The organism is Nonomuraea sp. JJY05, assembly GCF_043496855.1.
GTDB lineage: Bacteria > Actinomycetota > Actinomycetes > Streptosporangiales > Streptosporangiaceae > Nonomuraea.
The window spans coordinates 71,146-84,001 of sequence record NZ_JBIEIS010000042.1; the positions used below are offsets into that span (position 1 = coordinate 71,146).

11 protein-coding genes are annotated in these 12,856 nt (G+C 71.2%); all 11 read right to left on the bottom strand.

Annotation, left to right across the window (positions count from 1 at the left end):
• Positions 1-6: 6 nt before the first annotated feature.
• Positions 7-1,485 carry an ArnT family glycosyltransferase gene (locus tag ACFKCF_RS46565; protein ID WP_394501800.1) on the bottom strand — a complete coding sequence of 493 codons (1,479 nt, stop codon included), beginning with the start codon at positions 1,483-1,485 and terminating at the stop codon, positions 7-9.
• A gap of 58 nt (positions 1,486-1,543) precedes the next feature.
• Complete coding sequence (locus ACFKCF_RS46570; protein WP_394501801.1) at positions 1,544-2,221, bottom strand: response regulator; 678 nt, start codon at positions 2,219-2,221, stop codon at positions 1,544-1,546.
• On the bottom strand, positions 2,218-3,312 hold the full coding sequence (locus tag ACFKCF_RS46575) for a sensor histidine kinase (protein WP_394501802.1): 1,095 nt from the start codon (positions 3,310-3,312) through the stop codon (positions 2,218-2,220). Before ACFKCF_RS46575 ends, ACFKCF_RS46570 begins: the two co-directional genes overlap by 4 nt.
• 125 nt (positions 3,313-3,437) lie before the next feature.
• The gene (locus tag ACFKCF_RS46580; protein ID WP_394501803.1) at positions 3,438-4,628 is read right to left on the bottom strand and encodes a serine hydrolase domain-containing protein; all 1,191 of its coding nucleotides are present in this window, start codon (positions 4,626-4,628) and stop codon (positions 3,438-3,440) included.
• Positions 4,629-4,657: 29 nt separating this feature from the next.
• Positions 4,658-5,035, bottom strand: coding sequence for a hypothetical protein (locus tag ACFKCF_RS46585; protein ID WP_394501804.1), 378 nt, complete (start codon positions 5,033-5,035; stop codon positions 4,658-4,660).
• A gap of 236 nt (positions 5,036-5,271) precedes the next feature.
• Positions 5,272-7,143, bottom strand: a complete 1,872-nt coding sequence (locus ACFKCF_RS46590) for a hypothetical protein (protein ID WP_394501805.1) — start codon at positions 7,141-7,143, stop codon at positions 5,272-5,274.
• Between the two features lie 2 nt (positions 7,144-7,145).
• Entirely contained in the window at positions 7,146-7,976 is an 831-nt protein-coding gene (locus ACFKCF_RS46595) for a carbohydrate ABC transporter permease (RefSeq protein ID WP_394501806.1), read from the bottom strand.
• Positions 7,966-8,907, bottom strand: coding sequence for a carbohydrate ABC transporter permease (locus ACFKCF_RS46600; RefSeq protein ID WP_394501807.1), 942 nt, complete (start codon positions 8,905-8,907; stop codon positions 7,966-7,968). Before ACFKCF_RS46600 ends, ACFKCF_RS46595 begins: the two co-directional genes overlap by 11 nt.
• Position 8,908: 1 nt before the next feature.
• Complete coding sequence (locus tag ACFKCF_RS46605; RefSeq protein ID WP_394501808.1) at positions 8,909-10,162, bottom strand: ABC transporter substrate-binding protein; 1,254 nt, start codon at positions 10,160-10,162, stop codon at positions 8,909-8,911.
• Positions 10,163-10,181: 19 nt separating this feature from the next.
• Positions 10,182-11,786, bottom strand: a complete 1,605-nt coding sequence (locus ACFKCF_RS46610; protein WP_394501809.1) for an FAD-dependent oxidoreductase — start codon at positions 11,784-11,786, stop codon at positions 10,182-10,184.
• 7 nt (positions 11,787-11,793) lie between these two features.
• A complete protein-coding gene (locus tag ACFKCF_RS46615; RefSeq protein ID WP_394501810.1) occupies positions 11,794-12,819 on the bottom strand; it encodes a LacI family DNA-binding transcriptional regulator in 1,026 nt (341 codons plus the stop codon).
• Positions 12,820-12,856: the final 37 nt, after the last annotated feature.

A 12,856-nucleotide genomic window follows, 5' to 3' on the forward strand; every position in this document is an offset into this window, starting at 1 on the left:
CGCTCCTCAGCTCGCGTGCCGGAAGTCGGGCCAGGCGGTCTTCCACGAAGTCCGCGGCGCCGAGCAGACCGTGATGGGCAGGCCCTGCTCCTCGTTCGCGACTGCGGTGCCGTGATCGATGACCCCGGCGGATTCACAGCGTGCGAAGCGCTGCCGCAACTGCTCCGGCGGCAGCCCCACGGCGACCACCGTCTGCGCCGTTTCCGGCGGCGGCCCCTGGTACCACAGCTCGTTGTGGCCGCTGTAGACGGCAATGTCGGGCGCGAACCGGTCCAGCGCACCGGCCTCGCCGTAGTTCGAGGTGAGCACGACCGTTCCGGACGGCAGCGCCCGGTACACCCCGGCCACCTGGGCGGCGAAGCGCGGCCAGCCCACCGACTCCCTGGACACCTCGTTGGGCGAGGAACCGAGCGCCGGCAGCGGGAGCAGCGGCAGCGCCACGGCGATCCCGATGAGCGAGCTACCGAGCAGTCCCCACCACACCACTCGACGCCGGGCGGCCCGGCTGTCCATCCACGTGGCGGCGGGCACGCAGCCGGCCACGAAGGCGAAGATCACGCTGCCGGCGACATAGTCCGCCCGGCCTCCTGACGCCCAGCCGAGCAGGATCGTCATCAGGGCCGCGATGGCCAGCGGCCGGGTCTGCGGCCGCTTGCGCAGCCAGAGCCACCCGACGACGGCGATCGCGAACGCTCCCATGCTGAGCAGCGCCACCAGCATGGGCACGAACATGATCCGGTTCACGGACTCGCTGAGCGTGGCCGCCATGGTGAGCTGAGGCCAGCCGTTGGTGGCCTGGTAGAGCAGGTTCGGAGAGGCGATGAGGGCCGCCAGGAACGCCCCGGACCAGAACCACCTGTCGCTGAAGACGGCACGCGGCCCCTTCACCGCCATGCCGACGGTGATGAGCAGGCCGGTGGCCAGCCCGGTGATCAGCAGGACGATGAGATGCTTGTTGAACGTGGCGGCTCCCGCGACGGCGCCGGCCGCCATCCACCATCGCCCGTCGCCGCGCAGCAGGGCACGCAGCACGAACAGGATGCAGACCGTCCAGAACACGAAGTCGGCCGACTGGGTCAGCAGGGTGTGCCCGGCGAGCAGGGGGAACATCCCGGTGCCGAGACCGGCGGCGGCGAGCGTCTGCGCGTTCGCGCGGCCGCCGAGTTCGCGGGTGATCGCGGCACCGATGAGGATCAGCAGTCCCGCGCACAGCGCGGGGACGACCCGCAGCCCGACGATGGTGTCGCCGAACAGCTCCGTGGACAGCCGGGCCAGGAGCGGGGTCAGCGGAGGCTGGTCGAAGTACCCCCAGGCGGGAGTCTGACCGAGCATGCGGAAGTAGAGCTCGTCGCGGTGGTAGCCGTACCACGGGCTCAGCACCAGCAGGGTGACCACGACGACGCCCGCGATGGGAGCGATCGTCCGCCAGGCGATCGGCGGAAGCGAGGGAGCGGTGATCCGGAGACGGGGGGCTTGAAGAAGCATGCCTCCACGGTTTCCGATGGCGCCGCCGCTGTCGTCTGGCCGGGAACAGAACCTGGAGTCAGACCCCAGGCATAGGCGGCGACTCCCCGGGGCGGACCACACCGTGGTCGAACGCGAAGACGACCGCCGCCGCCCGGTCGCGTACCGCCAGCTTCGTGAAGATCCGGCCGACGTGGGTCTTGATCGTGCCCTCGCCGATCACGAGCCGGCGGGCGATCTCGGCGTTCGTGAGCCCCCGGCCGATGAGCTTGAGCACGTCGAGCTCGCGGGAGGTGAGGTCGCCGAGCCGCCGGACCGCGTCGGGGTCGGTCACCGGATCCGCGCGGTAACGCCGCAGGACCCGCCCGCAGACGCCGGGATCCAGCCAGCCGTCGCCTGACGCCACCGCCCGGACGGCACGCTGGATGTCCTCGGCCGGAGCGTCCTTGAGGCAGAATCCCGACGCGCCGGCCCGCAGGGCCGCCGCGAGAACGCTGTCCTCACCGAACGTGGTCAGCACCAGGATGCGGGACGCCGGATCCGCGGCCAGCAGCGCACGAGTGGCCTCCACCCCGTCCATCCGCGGCATGCGGATGTCCATGACCACGGCGTCGGGCCGGACGCGCGCGACCTCCGCCAGCGCGGCCTGGCCGTCGGCCGCCTCGCCGACCACGTCGAAGCCGTACGGCTGGCGCAGGATCGTCCGCAGTCCTGCCCTGGCGAGTTCCTGGTCGTCCACGAGCACCACCGAGATCATGCCGGCAGCTCCGTCCGCACGACCCACCGGTCGTCCTCGACGCCGGCGGTGACGTGGCCGCCGACCATGCGCACCCTGTCGGCCATCGCGCGAAGTCCCATGCCGCCATTGTGCCGAGTTGGGCCGTCGGGCAAGGAATTGGTGACCGTGGCCCGTACGGCGCCCTCCTCCGATACGCGCAGCCGCACCTCGACGGAGCTTCGCGGAGCGTGGCGGCCGGCGTTGGCCAGCGCCTCCTGAACCAGCCGGTAGAGCACCATCCCGGTCGTCGGGCTCACCGCCGTCAGCTCGCCGTCGACGCTCGTGTCGAGTTCGAGGCCCGCCGTCCGGTATTCCGCGAAGAGCTCGGGAAGGCGGGGCGCGGTGGGCTGGGGGGCGACCACCTCGGAGCCTTCTTCCGCGAGGACCCGGACCACCTTTCGCAGCTCCGCCATGCTCTGCCGGGCAAGGCGCTCGGCCTCGGCGATCCCCGCCGCCGCTTCCGTGGGATCGTGCTCCAGCGCCAGCCGCGCGCCCCCCAGGTGCAGCACCGTCACGGCGAGCGTGTGCGCGACGATGTCGTGCAGATCGGCGGCGAGCCGCTGCCGCTCGGCCAGAGCGGCGGCAGCGGCGGCGGCGCTCTCCGCGCGGTGCAACCGCTCCCCCACCTCGATGCGGTAACGCGCGGCCCAGCCGCTCCAGAAGACCAGCGTCACGGCGGCCAGCCAGTTGGGCCACCCGGGGTCCGGCGTGGTGAACGCCGCCGCGACCACCACGGAGAGCGAGGCGAGCCACATGACGACGCCCGGCCAGAGTCGCAGGTTCAGCGCGACGAACGCGATGTAGATCACCAGAACGAACCAGCCGATGCTGTTGACCGCGAGCCCCGTGAGCGCCGCTATGGCCGCGGGAGCCAGGAGACCGGCCACCTCGGCGGAACGGCCCGGCACCGTACGCACGATGACGAGGCAGAGAGCGATGAAGGCGCCCCCTCCGGCGAACGGCCACACGCAGTCGCAACCGAGCATGATCGTTTGCGCCCACGACAGGCCGACCAGCAGCATCAGCAGCCCGAGGCCGGCCGGTAACAGCCAGCGGGGAGTCACCACCACCCGCTCATCGTAGGAACAGCCGGTTCCACCCGCATCCACCCGGAGAGGGACCCGCCATCTGCCCACGGTCAGAGCGTGGATCCGGCAGGCGGTGTTGCCGCGGCCATGAAGTCACGCGGGTGCCGTCAAGGGCTGAGCGCCGCGGCGCCCATCGCGTTGCGGACCGCGGCGAGAAGGTTCGCGGCCCTCAGGTCCGGGACGCCTTCCACGAGGCGGTTCATGACGTAACCGAACGCGAGGCCGGTCGCCGAATCGGCGAAGCCGAGCGACCCGCCGCGGCCGGGGAATCCGAAGGCGGCCGGGGAGTACCAGAACGCGTCCGGGGTCGGGAGGCCGAAACCGGTGCCTATGCGGACGGGCACGCGCAGGATGCGGTCGATGCCACTGGTCTGTTCCGCGGTCGCGGCGGTCAGGGTGCCGGGGGCGAGAATGCGGTGCCCGTCCACCTCGCCGATGAGCGCGGCGTAGAAGCGGGCCAGCGCGCGGGCCGTGCAGATGCCGTTGGTGGCGGGCATCTCGGCGGCCTGCTCCTCCGGTCTGTTGTGGTCCAGCGGGGGCGTGACGACGGCGAGCGAGCGCCTGGTCAACGACGTGGGGTCGGCGAAGGCCGCCATGACCTCGCGCATGGGTTCGGGAAGGGCGTCCAGGTCGATGCGCGCCATGGCCTGGAAGTCGGGCGGGGTCTCGATGATCCGGCTGACCCGGTGCCGCTCGGTTTCCGGCAGCCCGATCCACAGGTCCAGTCCGAGCGGTCCGGCGATCTCGTCGGCGAGGAACGTGCCCAGGCTACGGCCGGACACCCGGCGGACGACCTCTCCGACGAGCCAGCCGTAGGTGAGCCCGTGGTAGCCGCGGTCCGTACCCGGCTTCCAGTACGGGCGCTGGGCAGCCAGCGCGGTCACCACGGGCTCCCAGGCGATCGCCTCCTCCGGGGTGACGGGGTGGTCGATCGCGGGTAACCCGGCCTGGTGAGTGAGCAGCCAGCGGACCGGGATGCGGTCCTTGCCGTTGACCGCGAACTCCGGCCAGTACTCCGCCACGGGCGCGTCGAGGTCCAGTTCGCCCCGCTGGGACAGCAGAAGGGCGCAGGTGGCCGTGACGGCCTTGGTGGTGGAGTAGACGAGCTGCAGGGTGTCGCGCTCCCAGGGGCGGCCGGTGGCGGGGTCGGCGGTGCCGCCCCACAGGTCGACGACCTTCCGGCCGTGCAGGTAGACGCTGACCGCGGCGCCTGTCTCCGGCTCGCCGGCCAGGTCGGCCGCGAACGCCTCGCGTACTGCTTCGAATCCCGGTGCGGTGTCTCCGCCGATCTCGGGCATGCGTCATCGCCTTCCGTGCTGATGAGGTTTCAGCCGCGCCATTTCCCGACGAGCCAGGCGCAGATCTCCGGCTCGGTCATCTCGGGGAACTCTTCGGCGAACGTGGCGAGCGCGCGGATGGCCTCGTCCCGGGTCAGGCCGCGCACCCCTGCCTCCTTGAGGTACTCCTGACGTGCGAGGGAAGGACGGCCCCCGCCCGCGCCGCGGCCGGGCAGCCCCTCACGCCACTGCACGATCTCCGCCAGCCGATCGGAGCGCCAGCCGGGAGCTCCGTCGACCTCGACGTCGGGCAGGGGGAACGGGTGATCGGAGTCGTCCGCATAGCGGCTGCGCCACTTGTGCACCGCATGACGGCTCACGCCCAGGGCCTCGGCGAGGCCGAGGACACCGAGGTAGCGCTCGGTCATGGGTGCACCTGCTTGTCTGTACGGCCTCCTTCGCGGATGTCCAGTACTACCACGACCGACGCGGAGGTCTCTCAACGTCGTCTCCAACGAAGACAACGTTAGCGCGCGAGAGAAACCTCGTCTACAGGCGAGACAAACTTTCCCGCCTTGCTGACGCCGCTGCCCCCCACGTGCCGGGTGTGCGGGGGCAGCGGCGTCGGTCCGGGCGGTCGCCCGGGAGACGCGGTCGAGACGCGTCAGCCCGTGATGACCGTGAGGTCGAACGTGCCCTGGTGCGGGATGCGGAGGGCGTGGAAGCGGCGGGCGCCGTCGCGGAAATACCGTACGGTGCCGGCCGCGACGGTCGCCTGCAGCGGAGCGCCCCATCGCAGGCGGATCGTGGTGCGGCCCCGCCGGAGGTCGAGGCCGTCGGCGGTGGCGGTGGTCGTGCCGCCGAACGCGACCGGGGTGCCGTCGGTGAAGGTGACGACGTCCGTGGGATGGAGGACGAGCGGGATCTGCTCGGTGGCCGCGGCGTTCGCCGTGACGGTGCGCCGGACCGTCCGGCGGGTGACCAGGACGTCCGTGGTGACGTTCGCGTTGCCGTAGCGGATGCCGAGGGCGGCGGGGGCATGGCCGCCGGTCCACTCGCGGCCGCCGGGGGCGCCGTGGAAGTAGGTGGCGGGCAGGGAGCCGTTGGAGTCGGGCGCCTGGCCGGGGAAGACGGTGGACCAGCAGCCGTAGTTGTTGTCGTTGAGGCCGCAGATGATCGTGCCGGCGTCGGGGTGCCACAGGAAGGTCAGGCCGGTACGGGCCCGGGAGGCGCGCGTGCCGAAGTAGCCGCCCAGGTACAGGCCGGGCTTGCGGACGTACAGGAAGTCCTGGCCGCCGTCCCTGCGCAGCTCGGCGAAGTCGTTCGAGCGCAGGTAGGGCAGGTCCGCGATGGCGGCGGCGCGCTGCCGCCTGCTGGGGAACCGCTCGCCGTACAGGCCGTGGGTGAGGATGCGGGGCGAGGTGTCCTGCTTGGCGAGCGGCGTCACCGGCTCGGTGGACGCCGCCCAGGCCGCGCGGGCCTCGGCCAGGTCCTCGCGGGCGGTCATGAAGGCCGACAGCAGCGGCACGTCGCGGATGAACGTCCAGTTGAGCGCGGTCCGGTCGGGGTCGGGCCGGACCTCGTCGTACCAGCGGGTGCTGGTGCGGGTGGAGGGGGCGACGTTGACCATGTATCCGGCGCCGTCGGGCTCGCGCAGCAGGTTGTAGGCCAGGAAGCCGGTGAACGCGCGGGCCATGTCCACCAGGTGCGGGTCCCGGCTGTGGTGGTAGGCGTCGGCCAGCTCGGGGAGCATGACCTCGAAGTTGTAGTTCATGTCGTGGCCGCCCTCCTCGTTGAAGAAGCCGGCGGGGCTCTGGCCGACCGCGGGGAGCCGGGCGAACGCCTCGGTCAGGCGGGTGGCGAGCGCGAGGTCGGGGTCGAGCCGGAGCGCGAGCCCGGCCCCCGCCAGGCCCGAGGAGGTCTGGTTCGCCCAGGTGAGGCGATCCTGCCAGACGACCCGGTTGCCGGGGTCCAGGAACCAGGTCATGGCCGTCCGTAACGCGGTGGTGAGCTGGGCCTGGCGCGCGGGCAGCGCCCCGGTCGCGCGCAGGATCCGCAGCGTCTTGGCCAGGTAGCCGATGCCGAACCCGGTGGGCGCCAGGCCGTGCTGGTCGCGGCTGTACTCGGGGAAGGAGCCGTCGGGGTGCTGGAGTGACAGGTAGTGGCCGAGCGCCGCGTCGAGCGCGGCCAGCAGGTTGGCGTCCCCGGCGTACGGGTTCCACGGGCGGGCGTTGGCGTGGAACCAGGCCAGCGTGAAGACGTGCTCCTGCACCCGCGCGTTGTACGGCGCCGCCGGCGTGCGCCACCAGCCGCCGGCGAAGAAGCCGCTGTCGGCCATGTCGTTGACCATGGGCGCGAGAGTGGCCAGGTACGGCGCGAAGCGCTGCTCGTGGGGGGCGAACGACGTGCGGTCCAGAGCCGCCGGCAGGGAGGGGATGGTGGCGGCGGAGGCGGTGCCGGGCGCGAGCACGGGGACGGCCGGGATCAGGGCGGCGGCGCGGAGCAGGGTGCGGCGGGAGAGCAGGGGGGAGTGCATGGTCAGCCTTTCAGACCGGTGTGCGCGAGCCCCTCGATGAACTGCCGCTGGGCCAGCACGAAGACGACCAGGATGGGCAGGGCGGTCATCGTGGCGGCGGACAGCTGCACGTTCCACAGGGGCGAGCCGTAGGCGTCGACGAACTGGGTGAGCGCCTGCGGCAGGGTGAACTTCGACGGGGTCGACAGGAACACGATGGGTTCGAGGTAGAGGTTCCAGGAGTGCAGGAACGTGAAGATGGCCACGGCCCCGAGCGCCGGCCTGGCCAGCGGCAACGCCACCCGGCAGAAGGTGCCGAAGCGGCCCAGCCCGTCGACCCTGGCGGCCTCCTCCAGCTCGCCGGGCAGCGTGATGAAGAACTGCCGCATGATGAACGTCGCCAGCACGCTGGGCGCGCCCAGGATCGGCACCAGGATCAGCGGCCAGTGCGTGTCGGTCATGCCCGCCGTGTGGAACATCTGGAACAGCGGGACGATCGTCACCTCGCTGGGGATCAGCAGGCCGACGAGCACGACCAGGAAGAGCACGTTCTGGCCGGGGAAGCGGATGCGGGCGAAGGCGTAGCCGGCCATCGCGGCCACCGCCATCGTGCCGACGGTCACCATCGCCGCGATGTAGAGGCTGTTGAGGTACTGCTGCCCGAACGGCTGCAGCTCGAAGACCCGGCCGTAGGTGGAGAAGTCGAACCTGGAGGGCACCAGCGCGGGCGGGAAGGCGAAGATGTCACTGATCGGCTTCACCGACGAGGTGACCATCCACCAGGTCGGGAAGACGAACGGCACGCACAACACGCACAGCAGCGCGTACAACGCGAGCTTGACCCTACGACTCATGGAAGACCCACTTCCGGCGCAGCCGCCACTGCAGCAACGTCAGCGCCGCGACGATCAGGAACAGCAGGACCGACAGGGTGGCGCCGTAGCCGAGGTGCCGGAACTGGAAGGCCTGCTGGTACAGGTAGTAGACGAGGACGGTGGTGGACATGCCGGGCCCGCCCTGGGTGAGCACGGCGATCTGGGCGAACACCTGCAGCGACCCGACCACGGTGATGATCGAGGTGAGCAGGATCGTCGGGCTGATCAGGGGCACCGTGACGCGCAGGAACCGGGTCCAGGCGCCGGCGCCGTCGAGCTGCGCCGCCTCGTACAGCTGGCGCGGCACGCCCTGGAGCGCGGCCAGGAACAGGACCATGTTGAGCCCCACGTTCTTGACGACCTGGACGACGACGACCGACAGCAGGGCGGTGGTATCGCCGCGCAGCCAGTTGGGGCCGTCCACGCCGGCCACGCCGAGCAGGCCGTTGATGCCGCCGTCCTGCTGGAGCAGGAACTGCCAGACGATGGTCCAGGCGACCAGCGACACCAGCACCGGCGAGAAGAACAGCGTGCGGAAGAACGTGGTGCCGCGCAGCCGCTGGTCGAGCAGGATGGCCAGGGTGAGGGCGAGCGCGAGGTTGAGCACGACCAGGCCGACCGAGAAGAGCGCGGTGCTGGTCAGCACCTGTCCCATGTTCGGGTCGGCGAGCAGCTTGGCGTAGTTGTCGCCCCCGACGAACTCGAACGTGCCCGCCAGCACGTTCCACTCCTGGAGGCTGTAGTAGACGACCAGGCCGAGCGGCAGCAGGACGAACAGCGCGCTTCCGGCGAGCTGCGGCGAGATCAGCAGGTAACCGACGAGGGCGTCGCGCCGGGGAATGGTCCAGAAGTGGCGGGACCGGGTGGCGGCGCGCTCGGCCACCCGGTTGCCGAGATCCGTCACCGTCACGTCATCCGCCCAGCAGCGGCTGGATCTTCGCGCACACGCCGTCCAGCACCGCCTTGACGTCGGCGTCCGGCTCCCACAGCGGGTCGAGCGCGGCCCTGGCGGTCTGCGCGAGCTCGGCCTGGCCCTTGTGGCTGGGCTTGACCACGCCCTTCTCGATGCCGTCGATCACCACTTTCTGGAGCTGATCGCCGTTCAGCATGGGGCTGGTCTTGGCCATCGTGTCGGCCGTCAGCAGAGAGCCACGCGCGGGCGGGAAGTACGCGGCGAGCTTGGCCGAGTTGGCCACGTTGGTGAAGTAGGCGAGAAAGTCGGTGGCCTGCTCGGCCCTCGGCGACTTCTTCAGCACGCCGATCCCGGCCTGGCCGATGACGGCGTACTCGCCCTTGGGCCCGGCGGGCAGCGGCACCAGGTCCCACTTGAACGTCGCGTCCTTCAGCATGGCGGCGCGGGAGATCTGGGCGACGGCCATCGCGGTGTCGCCGGAGAAGAAGTCGACGGCGGTGCCCGGTCCCGGCATGGACTTGTCGGCGAAGATCGCCTTGTGCATGAACGTCATGGCTTCGACCATCTCGGGCGCGTTGAACTGGCACGTGCCGCCGTCGTCGCTCCACGCCTTGGCTCCCCAGCCCTGCCAGACGGTCGCGAGGTTGTCCCAGGCCTTGTAGTCGAAGTTGAGGATGGTCAGGCCGTTCTTGCCCTTCGCCGCCACGGCCTTGTTGACCTCGTTGGCGTGCTCCCAGTCCCACTGGCCAGCCTTGATCAGCTCGCGCGGCGTCTTCTGGCCTGTGGCCTTGACCAGGTCGGTGTTGACGAAGACGCCGAAGGGCGAGGTGGAGAACGGGTAGGCGTACAGCTCGCCGTCGCGCTCCCACAGCCGGGTGGCGGCGGGGACCAGCTCGCCCGCGTTCTCGACCTTGCTCTTGAGCGGGACCAGGGCGCCGGAGCCGACGAAGTCGGGGGCGGAGTTCTCGAGGATCCATGCCAGATCGGGGGCGTTGCCGCCGGCGATCTGCGTGGTCAGCGTGGTGGTGTAGTTCTCGAACGGGATCGGGTCGAAGGTGATCTCGCCGGCCGGCGGGTGGGACTTGCGGTATTCGGCGGCGATCTCCTTGAACAGCTTCAGGTGAGCCTCGTTGGAGGTCCAGATCGACATGCGCAGCGGCTGCGGGCCCTGCGCGGCCGGCGCTTCACCGCCGCCACAGGCCGTGACCGTAAGGAGGGCGGCCAGCGCGAGGGCTGCCAGGGGTGCTTTCATGGGGGTACTCCTTCTGGCGTCAGTAGCCGGTGACGTCGGGCCAGCGCAGTTCCACGCCGTCGCGGACGAGCCGGTGCTGGTAGTCGGCCAGGAGCCGGCCGTCCGCGTGCACGGCGTGCGGCGTGGTGGCGCGGTCCAGGCAGAAGGCGGCGAGCGCGCCGGCCGCCTCTCCGACGTTCCACTCCACCGGGTGCAGGCGGTAGGCGCCGTTGGTGATGTGGGTGGTGCCGATGTTCTTGCAGGCGGGCAGCAGGTTGCTCATCCGCTGCGGGATCAGCGCCCCGAGAGGGATCTCGAACGGGGAGCAGGCGACGTCGATGTAGTTGTCACCGCCGGTCGACGGGTGCAGGTCGATGCGGTACATGCCCACGCCCACGGAGTCGTGATAGGAGACGGCGCCCTTGTCGCCGCGTACCGCCACGGACAGGTCCTGTTCGGTGACGGTGGTCACGGCCCGGACGCGCCGGGACTCGCGGATGTAGGGGGCCTGGGCGAGCCCGTCGGCGCCGCCGGTGACGTCGCCGCGCAGCCGCAGGCCCGGGTAGCCGGTGCCGCCGTCGTGGCGGGGGGCCTCGGTCTGCAGCCAGTACAGCACCGACATCGACAGCTCGCGGGCCGCCGCCACGTGCCGGTCGGCGTCCGGCACGTCGATGACCGGCCCCTCCAGATAGTCGATCATCGGCCAGTTGACCAGCGCGATGTCGCTGCCGTACGCGCCGGGCACGAAGTTGTCACGGGCGGCGATCCTGCGGAACGTCCACAGGTTGCCGTCGCCCGGGTTGACCCGCTGGTCGGCCGCCACCAGGCGGGGGTCGTCCCCCGGGTTGGGGGTGAAGGAACGCTCCACGATCTCCAGCGTCCGCGGGCTCGGGCAGCGCCACGACAGCAGCCGGTCGCCCCAGAAGGGCGGCTGGTAGGCGCGCCAGAAGTCGTACGAGGCGGGCTTGTCCACGGTGTGGTCGCCGTCCACGTGGTCGATCGCGAAGCACACGGACACGGCCTGCATGTTCATCGGCTGCGCCGTCGCCGGGGCGCTCGGCTCGCCGGTGTCGCCCTGCGCCTCGAACCCGGTCACGTACTCGGTCCCGGTCAGCGGCAGCAGCTCGCCGGTCTCGGTGGCGTCCAGCACGTACGGCGCCACCGCGAGGATCTCGTCGCCCCCGTCGCGGTGCGCGAGCCGCACGGCCGTGACGCGATCGCCGTCCACCTCGGCCCCCACCGGCCGGTACGGCTGGAGCACGCGCAACCTGCCCGACCCCCGGTACGGGGCCAGCATGGCCTCGATGACCGCGACCGCGACCCTGGGCTCGTGGCACAGCTTGCTGACGTGCCCGGCGCCCGGGTTCAGCTCCGGCCACGCCCGCGCCCGCTCGGTCAGCGGGTAATGGTCGCGGTAGTAGCGCCGGATGCCGTCGCGCAGCGCGCGGTAGCTCGCCGTGACGCCGAACCGCTCCACCCAGGTGTGCTCGTCCGGCGGCACCGCCTGGCTGGTGAGCTGGCCGCCCAGCCATTCGTACTCCTCGGTGAGCACCACCGATCGCCCGGCCCGCAGCAGGGCCAGCGCGGCGGCCACGCCGCCCAGCCCGCCGCCGACGACGAGGGCGTCTGCCGATATCTCAACCACGTGGGGCTTACCTCTCCTCATGTACGGGTGCCAGGGTCGATCCCTCGACCAGCTCGCACACCAGCAGTTCCTGCGGGACGCCGCCGCGTTCCAGCACCTGGGTGAGCAGCTCGACGGCCCTGCGGCCCATCTCCCGCCGGGGAATGCGGAACCCGGCGAAGTCGATGTCGGTCGACACCGGCCTGGTGGGCGCGCCCAGCGCGACGATGGACAGGTCGCGCGGCACGTCCAGCCCGCGGGTCCTGGCGGCCTCGGCGATGGCCACGCCGTCGGCCAGCTCCTCGGCGAACACCACGGTCGCGCCGCAGTCGAACAGCCTGTCCGCGGTGGTCAGGTGCAGCCCTTCGACACCGGTCGCGGCCACGCCTTCGGAGAAACCACGCAGCCGGTCGGCGTAGGACTCCGGCCCCTCCCCCGCTCCGACATAGGCCATCCGCCGGTGCCCGAGCGCCGCCGCCCGCTCGACCAGCGCGCGCACCGCCGGCGGGTAGTCCGCTCCGACGTACGGCACCGGCCCGCCGGCGTCGTCGCGGCGGCCGACGGAGACGAACGGGATGCCCTCGGACAGCAGCCTGGACAGATCCTCCCGGTCGATCGTCCGGCCGAGCAGGACGCATCCGTCGGCCAGCCGGATCCGGCTCTCCGCGCTGAAGATCCGCCGCCGCTCCCCCTGTTGCACCTTGGCGCTGGTGAACAGCAGCAGGTCGCAGCCCGCCTCCTCGACGCATTCCTCGATCCCCACCAGGAAGGGGTGATAGAAGTCGGCGCTCTCCGCCGGGAAGACGGCCTCGTAGGTGAACACGCCGTAGATGCGGTTGCGCCGTTCGACGAGCCGGCGGGCCGCGGGGTCGGCCACGTACCCGGTCTCCCTGATCACCTGAAGCACCCGATCGCGGGTTTCGGGCGAGATCCGCACCTCGCCCTCGGCCCTTCCGTTGAGCACCAGGGACACCGTCGTCTGGCTCACTCCAGCCATGCGCGCGATGTCCTGCTGCGTCAGCCGCCGCCCTGAAGCCGTCACAGTGCGTATCACCCGTCGTGTCGATAATGCGTATTAGTTCGGTCATTCT

What these genes read in the sequence shown, in the direction of transcription:
- ACFKCF_RS46580 (WP_394501803.1), bottom strand. Translation starts at nt 4,628, where the DNA reads ATGCCCGAGATCGGCGGAGACACCGCACCGGGATTCGAAGCAGTACGC.
- ACFKCF_RS46590 (WP_394501805.1), bottom strand. Translation starts at nt 7,143, where the DNA reads ATGCACTCCCCCCTGCTCTCCCGCCGCACCCTGCTCCGCGCCGCCGCC.
- ACFKCF_RS46605 (WP_394501808.1), bottom strand. Translation starts at nt 10,162, where the DNA reads ATGAAAGCACCCCTGGCAGCCCTCGCGCTGGCCGCCCTCCTTACGGTC.
- ACFKCF_RS46565 (WP_394501800.1), bottom strand. Translation starts at nt 1,485, where the DNA reads ATGCTTCTTCAAGCCCCCCGTCTCCGGATCACCGCTCCCTCGCTTCCG.
- ACFKCF_RS46585 (WP_394501804.1), bottom strand. Translation starts at nt 5,035, where the DNA reads ATGACCGAGCGCTACCTCGGTGTCCTCGGCCTCGCCGAGGCCCTGGGC.
- ACFKCF_RS46595 (WP_394501806.1), bottom strand. Translation starts at nt 7,976, where the DNA reads ATGAGTCGTAGGGTCAAGCTCGCGTTGTACGCGCTGCTGTGCGTGTTG.
- ACFKCF_RS46570 (WP_394501801.1), bottom strand. Translation starts at nt 2,221, where the DNA reads ATGATCTCGGTGGTGCTCGTGGACGACCAGGAACTCGCCAGGGCAGGA.